20 protein-coding genes are annotated in these 18,123 nt (G+C 48.4%); 11 read left to right on the top strand and 9 right to left on the bottom strand.

Annotation, left to right across the window (positions count from 1 at the left end; genetic code table 11):
- The first annotated feature begins 24 nt into the window (after positions 1-24).
- From recN to G7Y37_RS01560, 6 genes are all read left to right on the top strand, one after another.
- Positions 25-1,644 (top strand): DNA repair protein RecN, encoded by a 1,620-nt coding sequence (gene recN, locus G7Y37_RS01585; RefSeq protein ID WP_165060752.1) that lies wholly within the window; start codon positions 25-27, stop codon positions 1,642-1,644.
- Between the two features lie 256 nt (positions 1,645-1,900).
- A complete protein-coding gene (locus tag G7Y37_RS01580; protein ID WP_241155956.1) occupies positions 1,901-2,518 on the top strand; it encodes a tryptophan transporter in 618 nt (205 codons plus the stop codon).
- A 42-nt stretch (positions 2,519-2,560) separates the two neighbouring features.
- A complete protein-coding gene (locus tag G7Y37_RS01575; protein WP_165060749.1) occupies positions 2,561-3,400 on the top strand; it encodes an energy-coupling factor ABC transporter ATP-binding protein in 840 nt (279 codons plus the stop codon).
- Positions 3,397-4,233 (top strand): energy-coupling factor ABC transporter ATP-binding protein, encoded by an 837-nt coding sequence (locus G7Y37_RS01570; protein WP_165060746.1) that lies wholly within the window; start codon positions 3,397-3,399, stop codon positions 4,231-4,233. The genes G7Y37_RS01575 and G7Y37_RS01570 overlap by 4 nt, the downstream gene beginning before the upstream one ends.
- Positions 4,233-5,039: an energy-coupling factor transporter transmembrane protein EcfT gene (locus G7Y37_RS01565; protein WP_165060744.1), complete on the top strand. Its 807-nt coding sequence runs from the start codon at positions 4,233-4,235 to the stop codon at positions 5,037-5,039. The genes G7Y37_RS01570 and G7Y37_RS01565 overlap by 1 nt, the downstream gene beginning before the upstream one ends.
- A 55-nt stretch (positions 5,040-5,094) precedes the next feature.
- Positions 5,095-5,571: a YbhB/YbcL family Raf kinase inhibitor-like protein gene (locus tag G7Y37_RS01560; RefSeq protein ID WP_165060741.1), complete on the top strand. Its 477-nt coding sequence runs from the start codon at positions 5,095-5,097 to the stop codon at positions 5,569-5,571.
- Positions 5,572-5,667: 96 nt separating this feature from the next.
- On the opposite strand, the gene G7Y37_RS01555 is transcribed toward G7Y37_RS01560, so the two are convergent.
- The 6 genes from G7Y37_RS01555 to G7Y37_RS01530 form a co-directional block, all read right to left on the bottom strand.
- A complete protein-coding gene (locus G7Y37_RS01555; RefSeq protein WP_165060738.1) occupies positions 5,668-6,087 on the bottom strand; it encodes a YjdF family protein in 420 nt (139 codons plus the stop codon).
- Between the two features lie 229 nt (positions 6,088-6,316).
- Complete coding sequence (locus tag G7Y37_RS01550) at positions 6,317-7,096, bottom strand: hypothetical protein (RefSeq protein WP_165060734.1); 780 nt, start codon at positions 7,094-7,096, stop codon at positions 6,317-6,319.
- A 21-nt stretch (positions 7,097-7,117) separates the two neighbouring features.
- The gene (locus G7Y37_RS09090; protein WP_206214059.1) at positions 7,118-7,807 is read right to left on the bottom strand and encodes a hypothetical protein; all 690 of its coding nucleotides are present in this window, start codon (positions 7,805-7,807) and stop codon (positions 7,118-7,120) included.
- A gap of 38 nt (positions 7,808-7,845) precedes the next feature.
- Entirely contained in the window at positions 7,846-8,808 is a 963-nt protein-coding gene (locus G7Y37_RS01540) for a hypothetical protein (protein ID WP_165060731.1), read from the bottom strand.
- Positions 8,809-9,273: 465 nt separating this feature from the next.
- A complete protein-coding gene (locus G7Y37_RS01535; RefSeq protein ID WP_165060728.1) occupies positions 9,274-9,564 on the bottom strand; it encodes a type II toxin-antitoxin system YafQ family toxin in 291 nt (96 codons plus the stop codon).
- 3 nt (positions 9,565-9,567) lie between these two features.
- On the bottom strand, positions 9,568-9,837 hold the full coding sequence (locus tag G7Y37_RS01530; RefSeq protein ID WP_165060726.1) for a type II toxin-antitoxin system RelB/DinJ family antitoxin: 270 nt from the start codon (positions 9,835-9,837) through the stop codon (positions 9,568-9,570).
- Positions 9,838-10,209: 372 nt separating this feature from the next.
- On the opposite strand from G7Y37_RS01530, the gene G7Y37_RS01525 reads away from it, so the two are divergent.
- On the top strand, positions 10,210-10,566 hold the full coding sequence (locus G7Y37_RS01525; RefSeq protein ID WP_165060723.1) for an MmcQ/YjbR family DNA-binding protein: 357 nt from the start codon (positions 10,210-10,212) through the stop codon (positions 10,564-10,566).
- Between the two features lie 206 nt (positions 10,567-10,772).
- Here G7Y37_RS01525 and G7Y37_RS01520 read toward each other — a convergent pair whose 3' ends face one another.
- Positions 10,773-12,071: a hypothetical protein gene (locus G7Y37_RS01520; protein ID WP_165060720.1), complete on the bottom strand. Its 1,299-nt coding sequence runs from the start codon at positions 12,069-12,071 to the stop codon at positions 10,773-10,775.
- 589 nt (positions 12,072-12,660) lie between these two features.
- Between G7Y37_RS01520 and G7Y37_RS01515 the strand changes: the two genes are divergently transcribed.
- The 4 genes from G7Y37_RS01515 to G7Y37_RS01500 all read left to right on the top strand — a co-directional run bounded on the left by G7Y37_RS01515 (position 12,661) and on the right by G7Y37_RS01500 (position 16,573).
- The gene (locus G7Y37_RS01515) at positions 12,661-13,242 is read left to right on the top strand and encodes an ATP-binding protein (RefSeq protein WP_165060717.1); all 582 of its coding nucleotides are present in this window, start codon (positions 12,661-12,663) and stop codon (positions 13,240-13,242) included.
- A 307-nt stretch (positions 13,243-13,549) separates the two neighbouring features.
- Complete coding sequence (locus G7Y37_RS01510) at positions 13,550-14,371, top strand: MerR family transcriptional regulator (RefSeq protein ID WP_165060714.1); 822 nt, start codon at positions 13,550-13,552, stop codon at positions 14,369-14,371.
- Between the two features lie 147 nt (positions 14,372-14,518).
- Positions 14,519-15,757 carry an acyltransferase family protein gene (locus tag G7Y37_RS01505; protein WP_165060710.1) on the top strand — a complete coding sequence of 413 codons (1,239 nt, stop codon included), beginning with the start codon at positions 14,519-14,521 and terminating at the stop codon, positions 15,755-15,757.
- Positions 15,758-16,093: 336 nt separating this feature from the next.
- Positions 16,094-16,573: a hypothetical protein gene (locus G7Y37_RS01500; protein WP_206214058.1), complete on the top strand. Its 480-nt coding sequence runs from the start codon at positions 16,094-16,096 to the stop codon at positions 16,571-16,573.
- A 94-nt stretch (positions 16,574-16,667) separates the two neighbouring features.
- On the opposite strand, the gene G7Y37_RS01495 is transcribed toward G7Y37_RS01500, so the two are convergent.
- On the bottom strand, positions 16,668-17,237 hold the full coding sequence (locus tag G7Y37_RS01495) for a GyrI-like domain-containing protein (protein ID WP_165060707.1): 570 nt from the start codon (positions 17,235-17,237) through the stop codon (positions 16,668-16,670).
- A gap of 75 nt (positions 17,238-17,312) precedes the next feature.
- Positions 17,313-17,912: a TetR/AcrR family transcriptional regulator gene (locus G7Y37_RS01490; RefSeq protein ID WP_165060704.1), complete on the bottom strand. Its 600-nt coding sequence runs from the start codon at positions 17,910-17,912 to the stop codon at positions 17,313-17,315.
- Between the last annotated feature and the right edge of the window lie 211 nt (positions 17,913-18,123).

The raw sequence follows: 18,123 nt of genomic DNA, 5'->3' as shown, positions 1-18,123 counted from the left end.
GCATGTTTTGAATAGGATGAGCTAATGATAGACGAGATACATGTTCAAAATTTAGCTTTGATAGCCGATGCTAGCATTGAACCTTCATCTGGTCTTACCGTGCTTACTGGCGAGACAGGAGCCGGCAAGACAGCGCTTCTTACATCGTGCAAACTTTTGATGGGTGCGCGTGGCGAGCGTTCCTGTGTGCGTGAAGGAACGGACGAAGCGTGTGTGCAGGGTAGGTTCTTTATAGACGGCGATGCCGAATATGTGGTTGTTCGCCGCGTGTCTGCGGACGGTAAGTCGCGCGTGCAATTAAATGGACAAATGGTAAGTGTGGGAGAGCTGGCAGATGCGCTAGCTGCGAGCATAGACCTATGCAGTCAACACGATAGCCAAGAGTTGTTGAAAGCTTCAACGCATTTAAGGCTTTTAGATGCTTGGGCTGGCAATGAGGGGCTTGTAAGCGCATATGCGCAGGCTTATCAGCACTACTCAGAATGTTTTGCGCATTTGGAAGAAATACGTGCTGGCGGAAAAGCGTCTGCCGAGCAACTGGAACAGGCAACATTTGTATTGCGTCAAATAGATGCCGTTTCTCCAGATGTAGGGGAATATGAAGAATTGATAGCCGCTTTATCTAAGGCTGAAAATGCCGAAGCACTAGCTCGCGCTGCTAGTGTAGCCAGAGAAGCGCTTTCTGGCGACGATGGTGCGCTTACGTATCTTGGGCAAGCCGTATCGTCGCTAGATGATGGCGCGCGCCACGACGAAACATTGGCGAAATTTGCCGATACTTTGCGTGAGTCTGTATACATTATTGAAGATGTTGCGCGAGATGTTGCTGCTTATGTAGATGGAATAGAATTCGAGCAGGATGCCCTTGATAGGATGCAGCAGCGTATTGCAGCATATCAGGGGCTTATGCGCGCCTACGGACCCACCGTAGCCGATGTGGTAGCGAAAGCCGATGAAGCGCGCGAGAAAATTTTGATGTTTGATAATTCCGAAAGTCTAGAACTTGAAGCGGTTGCATCACTTGAACAGGCAAACGCGGCACTTGAGCAGGCTGCTTTGGCTTTAAGTAAGTCTAGGCAGCAAGTTGCCATCGATTTCGCTTCTAAGATAGTTGACGTTATGGCAAACCTCGAAATGGGCAGCGCAGGTGTTGAATGTCAAGTAACATTGTTGCCGCGCAATCAGTGGACTATGTCTGGTGCCGATAAGGTAGAGTTGGCTTTTCGACCGGCACATAACATGCAAGCACGTCCTTTGTCACGTATAGCTTCGGGTGGTGAGCTGTCGCGCGTATTATTGGCTTTGCATGTTGTTATGGAAGACAAAGACGAGGTATCTACGCTTGTGTTTGACGAAATAGATGCCGGTGTGGGTGGAGCTACGGCTAATGCGTTGGCTGATGTGTTAGTGCAGCTGTCTTGCACTCATCAAGTGTTGGTCGTTACGCATTTAGCACAGGTTGCCGCGCGTGCTGACAAACATTATGTGGTTCGCAAATATGAGCGCGAAGGCGTTGCTGAAACCGATATTCAGCTTGTGTGTGGACCCGACCGCGAACGCGAAATTGCACGCATGCTGTCTGGTAGTGTTACCGACACATCTATTGCCCACGCACAAGAACTTCTGCAACATATTTCGAATTAATGCTTGCAAGACGCTAATACAGTGATAGAATCTGTCCAGCTCGTTAATCGAATGGAGATTGTGTTGACTACATTCTGCGGACATAAGGCATTACATAGCGCCCATAAGGCGTTTGCCTGCGCATGGTGGTGGCACAAGTCAAGATAGAACGGATTATCGAAGCTTAGTTGTCTACGCGCACAAATTAGGACCCTCGGTAATCCGCCGAGGGTCTTTTTTATGCGCTAAATCAAGTCTATTAAGAAAGGATAAGAAGATGGAAAACGCAACAGTTACAGATAAAACAGACGAGACACCGAAGGGTCAGAGTCGCACGCAAACGGTAACTGCGCAAAAGCGCGAAGTGAAAGAGACTCGTGATAAAGGGCTTTCTGTACGAGATTTAATTCTAATCGCAGTTCTTTTGGCTGCGGGCGCGGTGCTAAAACTTACAGTGTCGTCTTTCCTTAGCTTTGGAGGAATGAAGCCAAACTTCATGATAGCGATGTATTGTCTGGCGATAATTCTTGTAAGACCGAATGTGGGTCAAGCTGCAATTATAGGTTTGCTTACTGGGCTTATCAGTCAAATTCCTATGCTCAACGCTACTCCGTGGGTAAATATTGCATCAGAAACACTAGGCGCAACTATATGCGGTTTGCTAATTCTTATTCCTATAAAAGCAGGCAAGTTGGACCTGAATCCTTTAGTTACTACATTTCTTTCAACCGTAGTTTCGGGCTACACCTTCGCAATAATTGTGGGTCTTATGAACGGTCTTAATATAGGAGCCATTCTTATAACTTATGCAGTAATGGTGTTCGGTACTGCTTGTATTAATTGCGTTATCGTTGAAATACTTGCTCTGCCTTTATCTCGCGTATTGAAGCGCTAGAATTTGCAAGGTTGATTATCTAGTTAAGAACAAGGGCTGCAAATGATCTATCTGAAAGATTTTTCGTTTAAGTATGCTGAGCACGACAATTTCGCGCTGCGCGACATTAGCTTGATAATTCCCGATGGGTGCTTTGTTGGTATAACCGGTGCTGCCGGATCGGGTAAATCTACCCTAACTTATGCCATGAATGGAATAATTCCGCATTGTTATCCCGGAGACTTTTATGGCAGCGTTGTTGTGGGTAGTCTTGATACCGTTGAAGCCAGCTTAACCGATATATCGCGCTTGGTGGGAAGCGTGTGTCAAGATATAGATTCGCAAATGGTTTCATCGGTTGTGGAAGATGAAATTCTCTACGGGTTGGAAAATTTTGGTGTCGCAAAAGATGAAATACCATCGCGTGTAAGCGAGGCGCTAGAAGCGATGGGAATAAGCGATCTTCGAAGTCGCAGTATAGATTCTTTGTCTGGCGGGCAGAAGCAAAAAGTTGCTTTAGCGGCGATAATTGCCTTGAAGCCGCGCATTTTACTTCTGGATGAGCCTACAGCGGAATTAGATCCGGCATCGTCATTTAATGTATTCAGTTTGTTGAAGAATTATGCTACCGAGCATGGTATGACTGTTGTGGTGGTTGAACAAAAGATTGCTCTTTTAGCTGATTTCGCTGACAAGCTAGTTATAGTGGACGACGGGCGCATTCGTTTTGACGGAACGCCAAAAGAGGTTCTTTCGCATTCCGATGAATTGCTTGATATAGGCGTAAATGTGCCAAGGTCTACGAGTCTTATTAACCGGCTGCGCAAGCGCGGGCTTTATCGCGGGGCTGCGGTGTGCGATGTTGCAGATGCTGTGCGTGTATGTAAGGAGGTGCTGGCATGATAGAGTTTAAGAATGTTAGTGCTTCTTATGATGACGAAACGCCAGTAGTCGATGAGCTTTCGTTTCAAATTTCCGATGGTGATTTTGTTGCGTTTGTTGGCACGAACGGGGCAGGGAAGTCTACCACGATGCGTCTTGTGAACGGTCTTTTGAAGCCCACTTGCGGGCAAGTGCTTATAGATGGCACTCCCACTACTAGTTTGCGCACTAGCCAATTGGCGCAGCGCGTCGGCTTTCTGTTTCAGAACCCCGATAGGCAAATATGCTGCAATACTGTGCGCGATGAATTGCTGTTTGGCTTTACTGCTCAGGGGGTAGACAGCGCACAGGCTATTCCCCGTGTTAATGAAATGATAGAGCGCTTCGGATTTGATGGAGATGCAGAGCCGTTTCTTTTGAATAGAGGAACGCGGCAGCTGCTGGCTTTGGCATCGATTGTTGTTATGCGTCCGCCTACTATAGTGCTAGATGAACCTACTACTGGGTTGGATTATCGCGAATGCACAAAGGTAATGGATTTAATTTCCGAGCTTCATATGGCGGGTACAACTGTAATTATGGTTTGTCACGATATGGAAGTGGTTGGCGATTATGCCAAGCGCGTTATTGCTATGACAGCTGGTCATATCGTGGCAGATGGACCGACATTCGATGTGCTGCGTAACAGCGAAGTGTTGCAACACGCGCATTTGTTGCCACCTCAGATAACTGATATTTCAATGAAGCTTACAGAAGATGTTCCAGAATTGCACCAGAGTTCTATTGCGTGCGCGGATACGCTTCAACAAATGGAAGACGCTATTGCAAGCCGGGTAGAGAAAGAGGTGCGCTAATGGCGAAGTTTTTGGAATATGTACCGGGAGACAGTTTGATGCACCGGATGAATCCGGTGGCTAAAGTGCTATGTGCACTACTTATCTCTATTGCTTGTTTTTGCACGTCGAATTTAGTATTTCTTTGCGCGGTGCTTGCGATTGATTTCGCTTTAGCCGCTAGTTGCCATATGACAAAACAAGCACTAGGACTTGCGAAGGCAGTTGCAATTTTTTCTATCATATTGGCACTTATTGCACTATTAACTACCTCTACTGGCGCTCAGCTTGTGGCGCTTCCTTGGGGCTACATTGGCACAGGAAGTATTTTGGCAGCAATAACGGTTGTAATTCGCCTAGTTGCCTGCGCGGTGCCCCTGTTTCTTGTTATGTATGTTACTCAGCTAAACGATTTGGCAAATTCGTTTTGCAAAATACTGCATGTGCCGTATAAATACGCTTTTACATTCACAAGCGCTGTGCATTTTATACCCGTTTTTATGAACGACATGTCGCAGATAATGCAGGCGCAGACTGCGCGCGGGGTAGAATTCGATTGCGGCTTTGTGAAGAAGATTAGGCTAATGGCACCGCTGTGCGTTCCCCTGTTAATTAGTAGCGTGCGGAAGACTAATTCAGCCGCTATTGCTGCGGAAGTGCGAGGGTTCAATCTGCGCACGCGCGATAGCGGATTTAAGGAGTATCCATTTACTTTGGTAGATGTTGTATGTATTCTTGCTTGCGCTTTGTTAATAGTTGTAGCTGTTGCTTTGAACGTTGTGTTGCCGGGTGGTACTATCTTTATGAATCTGTTAGCAAGTTTCTAATCTTGCGACATGAACTCCCGTGCCCATTTGCCATAAAAACGAGGGAGCGTTTGTTGTGCATGAATTAAAGGTGACATCATCACAATTTGAAAATGAGGGATGGATGCCAGATAGTGTGGCAGGTTATGCTGAGGATAATTCTCCGGAGCTTATTATCGATAATATTCCTGAAGGAGCTGTAACTTTAGCTATCGCAATGGATGATTTGGACCATCCGATAGTGAAGGGGTTCAATCATTGGATTGCATGGAATTTGGCACCAAACAATAGAATACCGGGCTCAATACCCAAAGGTGCAACAATAGAAAATCCGATACATATTGAACAGGGAATAGGCTATGGAAAGCATGGCTATAGAGGACCTAAACCGCCATTTAATTGGAACCATAGGTACAGATTTACTGTATATGCCTTGGATACAAAGATTGATATAAGTGTTAACAGTAAAAAAGAAGAGTTGATGGAAGCAATTGAGGATCATGTTCTAGCTAGCGGTACGATAATAGGAAAATATCAAAGACACCACGCATAGGACAGCCGACGGCAACTACGCCTGCCAGCGGCAAGCCTACAAGCACAGAGGACTTACTGCTGGCAATAGGGGCATAGCAAAAAACCATACTACAAACTAGCGACCTTTACGCTTCCGTTTTTTCTTTTCCTGCTTTTGAGAGAAGCGCGCTGCCTGCGCTTCTCGCCTTGCTTGGGCACGGTAGGCTTTCGCTGCCACTTTCCTCTCTTCCCTAGCTTCTGAGAAAGCCTGCTGAGATTTGGTACTAACAGGATGTCTTGACAATTCTTTTGATGCTTCGCGCATGCGGCGTTTCGGGTTCTTCGCTATCTTAGGAGCTTTGGTTTCTGCGTTTCCATGGAAGCGAAGGGACTCCCATTTCTTAACAACAAACTGCAAAACTTCCTCATCCGATGGTTCTGCGCCGAAGACGATACGCGCGGCGGATAGCTCGCCATCTTCCACATGTTCCACAACGCCGACCCAAAACTGACCGTCATGAAACAGGGTCAGAGTAGATGACACGCTGATCTGCATGTTTAATTCCCCCTTTATGTAGATAAACCATGCAGAGAAGGGACAACCAAGGAGGCAGGTTACTGATGCGGTTTCGCACGCCCACGACTACCCAACGGGGACTGTGTTTTTATCTCTGATGAAAGGTATTATACCTTTTTCGCTCTGTCCTCTATGTGGAGGATGTTTCCGGCATTTTGCTAAAGTTTCTGGTATTAGCTAATTTTGTCTTTTACTTTGTCTGCCAATATCAGCGTATTTGGTTCCTCAGAATCGTCCAATCTTTGAAGATATCGCCACCCCAACGGCTGCGGTTTGCCCTGCCCATGCCGCCAGGATGCGCCATCGCAAAGAACTTAATGCCCGAAGAAAGTGGAATACCTTCGGCTGTTTGATTGTCCAGAAATCCCTTGAATTTTTCGGGCATTAGCAATGGTTTCCCTTCCAATACGCGATATGCCGTCTTGGCGGTGGCTTCTCCTAGGCAAACGATTGCTTCAGGTTGCATCAGCTTGACTAAAGCCGGAAAGTACTTTTCGGCATCTTCGGTCATCCATTTTTGCTTGAAATAGCCCGAGGTGGCATCTTGGCGATATCCAAGGCAGAGGTTGGTGAAGAATAAATCGCTGTAGCGCTTGTGTTCTATGTCACGACCAAGGTCTTTGAAGATCTTTATAAGGTTGTTGTCGGTAGTAAAATCCCGGTTGTCGTTGAGATGCCTATTGTCCAAGTATTGCGTGTCTGTTGAATTGTCGCATGCAATGGCCTCAATGCATTTAATGGTCTGGTTTTGACCTTTCATGCAGCCCCAATCTTGACCGACAACCATAAGTTTGGGGTGCGTGACGCCTACGCCTTGCCAGTAAGTCCATAGATTGATCTCTTCGCGGTTTCCGCTTGTTAAATCAAGATTGTGCCATTTGGGGGGAAGTTTGCCGTTGCTGTCTTTTTCCATTGAACGGTGCTGGTAATCATCCTTGACGGTCTGAACCAATTCCTCGTATGAGCCGAATGACGCTTCTTTTGTCATGAGTGCTCCTTTCCAATGGGATTATACCTGTGGCTTTTCTATGGGGTCGCAGTATGGCAGAAACAGGTCGCTTCCATGAAGGGTGCGGTATTCGTCTAACGCCTGCATTGCTTCGAATACATAGCGCGCGAACTTACGTTTGCCGTAATGCTTGCGCGGATCTATCTGATAGTCAGCCTCGCGGTGCATCCGCCATGCCCACGGATCGCCCTGCTGGGTTTCGCGAATCCATGGGTCGTAGACCTCGATTCCTTTGTGAGTGAAAGACACCGTTGCGCCTGCGAGGCTATAAGGGTTGTGGGCAATTGAGTCGAGTTGCCAAGATGCGAAGCGCTCGGTCAGTTGCGTTTCTTCGTCCATGCGTGAAAATATGCGATCTTGCGAGATGTTCGTGATGGAATAGATTCCTTTGCCGACCATTGCGGCATAGACGATTTCGCGCCAGGTGCTGTTCCCAATGTAATTGTTTGGATTTATGACATAGATCGCATCAGACATGGTGATCTTGTCAATATGTACGTCATCGAGGATGCGTTTGATCGCGGCTGCCTCGATGGCATCGGCATTATTGAAGATATTCGCGTCGTGTCCATTGCCAAACACGCCACAGCTCAATACCACCTTGCCTTCAAGCGTCAACTCGCGCTGAACCCGTTCGAATGCATCTTGGAAGCGCGTGCTTCCGCACAGCGTTATTACTTCACGCTTCATGGTTCGTTCTCTCTCTTTGGTCTGAAAGCATTATTGGTTTAGTCATCGTAGGGGCACGGTCGCCATTCGCCATCCTCGAACACGCAATATGGAGGTATGGGCTGCTCGTTTTGCGCGTCAGCGTTGAACAGATCTTCCGTTTGGAGGTCCTCGAAGAGGTATGAGGCCCACTCGTCCTCGAAGTAGCGATTTGGACCTTCTGGAAACGGCTTAAACTTCAGATGGGGTTTGGCGATAGTCTTCCCGTTGTCAACGAGCGTTACGCGGTCGCATACGACGGGATTACCCCTTCGGTCTGTCAGGATCTCAAGATCGCCTTCTCGCATCTCGGAGACGAACGACAAAATGCCCATGTCCTCCAAATAGCACGTGTAGTACACAAGCTCTTCAAGGGAGCTTTGACGTTCGCGATAGATCATGCCCATTGCGAGGATTCCGTTGTCTTCGGCCTCTACAAAAGAGTCGGGGAAGTCCGAGGCTGTTCCGATGTTTTTGCTTGAGATGTACTGAGGAATCTCTGGGAGGATGATGTTCATAGCGATCGTATGCGGTCCTCTGGAATAGAGCTCTGCCGCGAAAGGCGTACCGTCTTTGAGAATACCCTCGGTGTAGCCTATGTTATCCAGCTCAATCCCTTCGAGCAAGTTGCAATCGGGCATCGGGGCATCCAGGCATAACGGGCGCACGGAAGATGTCCTGTGATCGGGGAGGGATGCCGACCACCCTTCTCCATTATCTACGAGGACCGTTTGCCCAGCAGACCAGCAGATCATCTCGGTAAGATCGTCCAAAGCCTCCCAAACGTCAACGGGAATGAGGTCGCTTTCGTCGAAAAGACCTTCAGGAGCCTTTTTGTTGTCTACACCAGAAAGCGCATCTTGTATGCGGTCGCGCAGCGCAGTCCGCTCATTTTCGAGAAGGCTTTGCGCTTCCAACAGTGTGTAGCCGAAAAAGCCGAGAGTGCGCTTGTGGACGGGTTCAAATTTAAATATGCAGGACATAAGGACTCCTATCCTCCATGCTGAGCTGCGTTCGCCCATGGGCGCGCAGGTGCATGGAATGTAGCGGGATTGTTTTGCGGTTTGGGAACAACGGTGAGATGTGTTTCGCGAAACGTTTGAAGGCGGGAAGCTCCAGCACCTTGATGCAGGAACAAGTATAACACTTGCTCAAGTTGCAAGTGTCCTACTATTGGTACAGGAGGACAGCGATTTCCAGGTATTTGAAAAGAAAGCGAAGGGCGTGGACGACATGTCGATGGATGGGTTGGCGTTCGCTATCGCCAAAGCGCTCAGTCGTTGGGAGGACTGTAACGAGCACTCCCGCTACGCCAAGAACTACCGGTCGCATACTTCCATTAGGTATGCTATCTATCTCTACCGTGAAATAATAAGTTTGATATCGGGGTCGCTTTGGACATAAGTCCAAGGGAGCCTAACAGTTAGCACGAGGCACCTGATATTGTTTTAATCAAACAGATCGTCATGAGTTCCAGTGCGTTCAAAAACAGCAAGTTCATCTGTTTCCATCCATATAAGTAGCCAATCTCGAGCATTAGCTACATGACACTCGTAACTGCCTTCCCATTCACCTTTAAGTAAATGCTTATTATGGCGTTGACGTAAAACTCTGTTGGTAGCTTCCGTGTTATCTACAATAAGTTTCATTACCTCATCTAGCGGAGCAAAGTCAATGTGTTTCTTCGAGAGTCGTTTGACGTCTCTATTAAATCGAGGAGTGAAGTTAGGATGCAACATAGGCTATACACCCATCGCCTCAAACATTGCATCTACTGAATCATAACCAGGATCACCCGATGCTATGATTGCCTTAGCTTCTTCTATGGCTTCACGCGACTCGTTGTTCGGTTTGGGATACTCCAGATTTAGGGGAATGCGCTGTTCTCGAACTATCTGACGGTAAAAAGCTCTCGTAACAGATGAGAGATCGAATCCGAAATCCTCAACAATGGAAGCCGCAGCAAGCTTTGTTGCTTCGTCCACACGTACTGTGACAGATGGTGCGCTCATAATAGAACTCCTTATCTTTTGTAAGACCATTATAGACTTATGTCTTACATAACTCAAGAATCAGTACTTAACGCATAACGGACATATTGAGCTTCAAGAAGTCCTAACCTAAACAAAAGCTTTTGAGAAGATTTGGTTAGCATTCAAATATTCTAAGTGAACAAAATCCATACTTTTTGAATCATAACCCTATATTCGCGTCAAAACACGTCGTATCGACATTGCCGATTGCTTTGAAATTTCGGTATTAAGACTTCGTGTTAGTATACAAATCAACAAAGCGTTCGAGTGACAAGTATTTCACTTAAATCGCGCGCTTAAGTTTTTATATGAATAGAGCATTGGTATCTAGGGTTATAAGGTTACATCGTAATGAATAAAGATCGGTTAATTGCATGGATCCAAAAAACATATAACGTTGAACCTGAGTATCTTTGGAGAAAGTATCCAAACTATGCGGTATTTCGTCACGGGCACAATGGAAAATGGTTCGCGCTTGTTATGGATGTTGAAAAATCGAAGCTAGGATTAGCAGGAACGGGCAAGGTAGACATACTTGATGTAAAAGAAGACCCGGGGCTTATAATTGAAATGGTAAAGCATTCAGGTTTCTATCCTGCCTACCACATGAACAAAGAAAACTGGATATCAGTTGCTTTAGATGGCACCATAGACGATGACAAGATAGCATCAATGGTGAAGACAAGCTACGCGCTCACTTCTAAATAAAAAGCTTCCTAGTAAAGTAGCAGATCTCCAATGACTTTAGATTCTGTTTCCTTGTAATTGTGTTGCCAATCACGTTTGTGATTTCTGTCGGCACGACGAGCTGTCAGGTGGGCAATGGCGACTTGAGTCGTTCTCGATGCCAAAACCAAAGTCCTAGACAATTCGTTCGTGCCGACTTTAATTTATGGTGCCTCTATATGGTGCCTCTACTTCTGGTTTGTCGTAGAAGCTGGAGTAGGAGCCTCAGAGGTTGTAGACGGAGACTCTGGAATAGGATACGAAGAAACAGGCGACTTTGGAGTCGTAGTTTCCTGAATGGGGTCATCCGAATCTGAGGATTCCTTCGACTCTATATTGTCAGGAGAAAAACGACGAGCATTCCACATAGCCTGAATGATATAGCCGAGGATATATATGAATGAGGCAAGTGAAACAAGTGCGCCAAGGAAAGGAAGAATCGAAACAATTCCAAGCACGATGCCGCCAATGGCTGCAGCTCCGATGCGATTCATCTTGGGGAACACCAGACGCGATAGCGAAGCAGCTGCGAATGGAACTGCCACAATTGCCAGAACCACAAGCACAAGAAGCAATGCCAAAGCAATGGGGCTGGTAACAACGAAGCAAAGCAAGAGCACGAACAACAGTGGTGATACAAGAAGCGCAATCGCGCCGGTGGCGAATACGCGTCCTGCATGGTTGCGCGTCATGGCAGTTGCACCTTCGACAGGACGACGGAAAAGCCATGCCAGCACAATAGCAAACAGAATGGTTCCTACTAATCCTACGATTTTGAATAGCAGGTCTATGAATGTAGCGATTCCAAGCACTTCGCTTGCATCGACAGATGCGGCGGTGTCGGTTTTCTTCTCGTATTCAAGAGTGCCTATTTGAGCTGATTCAGAAACGATAGGCTCTATGCCCGATTCCGCATGGAGCGTGCCTGTTATGACGGCATTCGGACCTATCTCTATAACATCGGCATATATCGAAGCGTCACCATTAATCGTTCCGTTTAGAACGACCTTACTGCCTGAAAAGAAGCCTGCTGCGGCGTTGCCCGCAAAAGAGATCGCAGACCCTGCGCAGTACACTCCGCCTTCTGCCGCACAGTTAACAAAATCTATGTTTTGTCCGGCAACCGTGAAGTTGTTGTGGGTAGACACGTTGGTGAATTTCAAGTTCATGCCAGCTGCACGAACGCTGCCGCCCGTTTTCGAGTCGGAAACACTTAGGTTCATGCCGGCAATAACGATATCTCCGCCAGTCTCGGTGGAGGTAAGGTCAAGGTCTTTGCCCGCCCAGTAGAAATCACGATCAATCTTGTTCTCTGGTAGGGAAGCATAGCCATCAGTACTAACGAATGTGTTCCCTGCACTATTCTTCATTTCATCAGGAGATACCGCCCATGCAGTTCCCGCAGTAGAGAATGCCAGCAGCATGGCAAAGATGACAGCCATCGCCGCATTAGCGATTCCTCTGATTCTCAAACTGGTCTTTTCCATTGTATGGTCCCTTCTTGTTATGTTAAGGCACTCAATTTGCCTTATTACTTTGTGTATTATTGCACTTTCACCATGATGATGCAGAATGCCCATGCAGCACCTTTGTAAAAGGTCAGTGATAATTCACTAGAGTCTAAACACCTTTGCCACTTTATTCAAAAATAAGTTGAAGTCGAGCATTAGGAACATGAACATGGTCATATTTGCGGTGATTCTTCCGCTAATTGTCCTTGTAATGTTACAAGAACCGATATGGAGATTATTTTTTCTCTTGGATCGGTGTTTTACTTCTGCGAGCCCTCGAACGGTAAGGAATCGTCTATCAGAAGGTATGCGCAATGTATCTCAAGAAGTCGCTCATAATCCTGTTTTGGGTAGCTATAGCGGCAGCTCTGACTCCACCACTAGCCAAAATGAAAGGGAGCTAGAGCCGCAATTAGCACAGACCTCTTTAGAGGGGTCTGTCGATATCATTTTGCCAGCTGAATACTGCATCCGGTAGAATGACCGTAAGGCTGCTGCCCTGATTGAGGAATTGCTTGATTTGAGCAACGGATGGTTCTTGGAAGAGTCGGATTAGGGGGTTGCTATGTTGATGAGAGTGGTTCTTGTTTGTGGACCTTCTGGTTCGGGAAAATCCACCTACATTGCCGAAAACCTGTACAGGGATGCGGTAGACGTTATTGATTTGTATCAGTTTCAGGAGATGAAGTCTTACCCCTCTGGTATTCATGGTGTTCTGATGGTTAGGCTGTCGTATGCTTTTCTGGAGGATGCGGTTGTTGCCGCTGTTCAGAAGCACATTCTGCTGGAAACGGAGAAGCGTCGTCAGCGTGCGCAGCAAGGCGGGGCTATCTCATCTCTTCCGGGAGGACTGGTCGTTATAGAGGGTACTTACGTCAAGGCTCGCCGCCGCGCCGACCTCATTCAGGATGTGAAGACGGTGTTTGATGGATACGAGGACTGTGTGTTCGAGTGCGTTTGTGTCATCAATTCTCGCGGAAACAAGTTCATGCGTGCGGACTTTGAGATTCCTACCGTCGAAGAGGGGTTCGATAAAGTGACCGTTGTTGAGGATTTCGAGACTGAGACTCCTATTCCTGATTTACAGCAAATCGTGGATGCGCAGAAATCTATCGATAGGATTAAGGACGGATGCTTTTTTGAGTAGTCCAAAGAAAGACCAAAAGTGGAACAGGAAGTGAGAAGACGATTACTTCAATTGGACTAGATGTACACGCACGCTCTATTACTGCGGTGGCTCTCGACTCGCCTCTTCTTGATTAGGACTTACGCCTTCTTTGATTCCGATCACATGCACAAAACCCTCGAAGAGAAGAGGCGTAAGGTGCCTGCGATTTTGTAGAGAAAGCCAAGACGATTCCGTCAGCCTCTATTGGGCGGGGCAATAAAAATCTCCTTGACTCTCCCGTTGCGGGAGGGACGAAGATGGTGCCAACGCGAGAGAAAGGCAAGGTATGTTTCGCATCGGCGAGTTTTCGAAAATGGCCATGACCACGGTGAAGACGCTGCGCTACTACGACGAGGTGGGGCTTTTGAAGCCGCGCGCGGTAGACCGGTTCACGGGCTACCGGCTCTACGATGCGGCGCAACTTGTGGATCTGCATCGCATCCAATCGCTTCGTCAGGCAGGACTTTCCATCGATCAGATCGCCCGCATCGTATCCGGAGGCGATGCGGAAGAGATACTGCAACAGCATTCCGCGGAGCTTGAGCAGGAAATAACCGAGCGGCAGACCATGCTCTCTCGCGTTCAATTCATTCTGAAAGAGAGCAAGGAGGGCACCATGCCATACACAACAACGGTAAAGCACATCCCTGAGCAGATCATCTACTGCAAGGAATATACGATGCGCACGTTTGCGGACTACTTCAAGGAGATGCCGGCGCTAGGCGAGAAGCTGCGCGCGAAGTATCCCGAGCTCAAGTGTGCTACGCCCAAGTACTGCTACACGGTGAACCTTGACCGCGAATGGCGCGAGACGGACAACCACATCCTCTACTGCGAAGCCGTGACCGAGCTGAAGGACGACTTCGACGGGATCCGCTTTATGGTGGCGCCCGCGCTCGACGTGGCGTCGGTGATGCACCAAGGGCCTTACGAGAACATGGGACCTGCGTTTGCCCACGCGCTTGAGTGGGTCGAGCAGAATGGCTACGAAGTTGCTGGCAATCCCCGCACGAGCTACATCGATGGCATCTGGAACAAGAACGACCCGTCCGAGTGGTTGACCGAAGTGCAGATTCCCATCCGCCGTGTCTCAGCATCCCATGTGTAGGGAGAGTTGCTCTACACTTGGGCGGTAGTTTTCAAGTGTTCTATTATTGATTACGAGAAAACAGTTATTTCTTAGTGCTATCCTTTATGCAAAATTGTCAGTGAGCTGTAGCAAGATAAGGAGTGCAAGAAGAGTAAGGCTCTTTGCATGCAAGCAAAGAGCCAGTTTAAGGCAATGCCGGGAGAATATCACATAGAGATTCTTGCTCCCGGCAGCGAACAAAGCGGCGAGGGGACGGAGCATAGAGCAGACGTGCACTTTCTTCATCCGCGCGTAGGTTGGATAGACGCTGCTCGTGGTGTTGCCATGCTTGCCATTATCGTCGGTCACTTCTCGGCGTTCTTTTACGACAGTGTCGGCGCTGCCCGTCTCCTATTTGATCTCACGGACTCTTTCCACGTTCCCTTGTTCTTTATTCTAACCGGCCTCACCATGAGAACAGGCTGGATGGGCGCTCGAAAGTGCACGCGTCTTGCTCTTTCCTGCTTCGTCCCGTACATTGTGGCGGGCATCGTTTGCATCACCATGTGCTGTGTGTTCTGCAGCGGATTCGACCTATACGGCAGGCTCTTCGGTTTCTTCTACGGCGCAGGCGCTTTTCGCGACTCGATACTGTGGGCAGATCCTGCGAACGTGGATGCGATAGGGCTTCTGTGGTTCCTCCCTGCCTTCTTTATCGGCAAGGTCTTCGCGAGCGTGTTGTCGGCGTTTCATCCCATAATAAGGGCATTTGTTGCTTGTCTGTTGTTCTTCGTGGGCGCTTCGACTTCTGCGTATCTGCTCCTTCCCTTCGGTATTCAGCAGGGAATGTGCGCATGCTGGTTCGTCACATGCGGGATGCTGGTATCGGAGTCAGGGCTTTTGGCGAAGGGTTCGCAAGAACAGAACCCGCTGTATTTTGTTTTGCGCGTTGTAGTCATAGTTTGCGGTGTCGCATATGCCGGTGCCTTATGCTTTGCTCTTTTGGAAGAGCCGATGTATTGCAACTCCGACTACCATAACGGCATCGTCGATATGTTTGGGAGCGCTTGCTGCGCCATCGCCGTCATGTCCACCGTCAAGGTCTTTTATCGACATCTGTCTGCCTTGTATGTACCTCTCTCTTGGGTAGGGCGCAACTCCATGGCTGTGTTCATAGCCCATGCGATAACTCTTGCTTGCGGGGACGATACAAAATGGTGGTTGCGCGGCATAGTGGCGAGTGGCGCCGACGCCCTTGCATGCTATGTCACCTTCATGGCGCTGGATATAGCCATATGTCTTATGTTCGCATTTGCTGCGTCAAGGATAGGGTGGCTACACTGTATCGTCTACGGCAATCTGTCGCTTTCATTTCTATCCTCTTCCAACAAGACAAGTAGGCAAGATACGGCGACAGGAGCCTAGTGCCGCTGTGAGTATCTCATTGACCACTTCTACGTCTTCGTTTCTGCGGTGCTACGTTCGTTCTGCAGAAACAAGGTCGTGCTTAACCACTTAATAGAGTATCAATAGAAAGGGTTTTGTTATGCATAATGACATCGACCAACTCCGCATCGACCGCGAGCTCGCGCTCCTCCCGCAAATTGCCCGGACAAGCCACGAGATAATTCGCTCAAGGAATGCGCGAAAGGATTCTCTAGATACCCGTTCTCGCTGATAGTCTGTTCTCCTTGATGCGCTAACAAATGTTAATTAATATATATGCACACGAATATATGCACACGAGCAGAGGGGGAGTAAGTGAACAAGGTTGCGCGCGGGTTTGCGCTTTTTATGAACTGGTTCGATGGGGTGTGCGCGTTTTTGTGTGGTCTTTGGATGATGGCAAGCGCATTGTTTACCCTTCCGCTTTCGTGGAACGATTGGATGCCGATATCGCTGCTCGACCCGCTTCCGCTGCCGGACTTTATGAAGAGCGACTTCCTATGGCCGGGGCTTGCCCTTATGCTTGTGAACGGCGTACCGAATATCATTGCGCTTGTGCTGCGTTTTCGCGGCAATCGCGAGGCATCTTATGCTTGGGGCTGCATTGCGGGCGCGCTTCTGATCGTGTGGACTGTTTTCGAAATGGTGTTCATTCCCAATGGTCTGTCCGTGTTCTACTTGGTGTTGGGTGTTATGCAGCTGGTTGCAAGCGCTCGTGCATTTGCGTGCTGCAACCACGACCACAACAGTAACCACGACCGCAACAGCGACCGTAATCGCGTATGCTCAAGTTAATACCATGCTTCTTCCTAGGGTTTCGCCGGTGAGAAACCAAGTTTTTGTATCTATCAACTGCCTAGTGCGATAAGTTCACGGTTAGTTCTACGCTTCATAGAATTCCAGTAGCCATCATGGTAGAAACAATTTCTGCCGCTTCGTACTCATTGGTATTCTCGTCCATCCCCTGTACAGGAACCCAAATGCCGCATTCGTAATCCGGGGACTGAGGGTTGCCGGCAGAGTAAACTTCGAGCGTTGCGGTACCATTCGCCCGATACCTCTGACCGTCGTTCGGGAACCAGTCCTTCCACACTGCGGTATTTAGGGTCTGCAGCGAGCCGGGCATCGGTCCTTTTGCCGTGAACACAGCCCAGTCACTTGCGGGGAAGGAGTACAATTCCAATCCTTGCGGCACATCGCCGTCCTGATACATTCCAGCAATCCAGTACTCGAATCCGTTCTTGGATTCTGCGCAGATAGCAAACATGCCGATCCCGTTCTCCAGAATCGCTTTTTCAACTTCCGTCTCGGGCTTCATGGTCTGCCAAAGCCTTGCGTACTTTACAGCGTACTCCTTATCCCAGAACTCTGGACACTTCTGATAGCCTTCCTCTGGACGAATCTCCGTATGGTATCCGATAAAGGTCATTGATGGTTTCGCTTCATAACTGACATTCATAGTACGATTTCCTTTCTTTTTGCTCGGCGAGAACTCCGACTCCAGATCGCACACCTTGCTAAAGCCCAGCTTCGCTCATTTCCCTTGTTCCTTAGCCGCCTCGGTAAAATGGGTTATGAACGCATGGATGCGTTCTGTAATCTCGCGCTCCTTTTCTGGATAGCGATCGCATTCCATGATGAGCGCCGATACGGGTGCGGTGTACGCGAGGGCGAGAAGCCGTGGGTCGCAGCGCTTCAGCAGATCCTTGTCCATCATGCCTGCGAAAACGTGTGTGAAGATGCGCTCAAGTCTTTTTAGGAAGTGCTCGGAGGCAAGTGCCTTTGCACGTTCGTCACGGTGCTGCTCGGCAAGTAAGAGCCTGCGCGTGAGCACGATTTTCTCGTCGTGGATGGTGAAGCCGACCATCTGTATCGACATCTCGACGAGCTCGTCGCACGAGCTTGGAATAGGAGGCAGGTTGTCTTCGGAGCCAAAGCTTTGGGAATAGTGGGCTTCGAGCGCTTCGAGCATGGAGGTCCAGATGTCCTCCTTACTGGCGTAATGCTTGTAGAGGGCCGATTTGCCAAGCCCGAGCGCCTGCGCGAGCTCGCGCATGTTCGTGCCCTCGTAGCCGCGTTGCGCGAACATGACGAGTGCTTCGTCGAGTATCCGTTGCTTTGTGTCTTTGGCCATGGTGCTTTCCTCGTAAAATCTTGGCGAACATATGGTTATTTTCGTGTATAGTGAACGTGCGGTCACTTTTTGTTCTGTCAACTGTATCAGATTGTGGATTGGATTGGCAATACGAACGAAGCGACAACATGAACGAAGAGAAACCGAACGAACCCATTGGGGACGTACTTATTGTGAACCCGTTAGGGACGTGTCTATTGGGCTGTGCCGA

The sequence above is a fragment of the Adlercreutzia sp. ZJ154 genome (assembly GCF_011039055.1).
Classification (GTDB): Bacteria; Actinomycetota; Coriobacteriia; order Coriobacteriales; family Eggerthellaceae; genus Adlercreutzia_A.
This window is presented reverse-complemented; position numbering and strand designations above follow the sequence as displayed.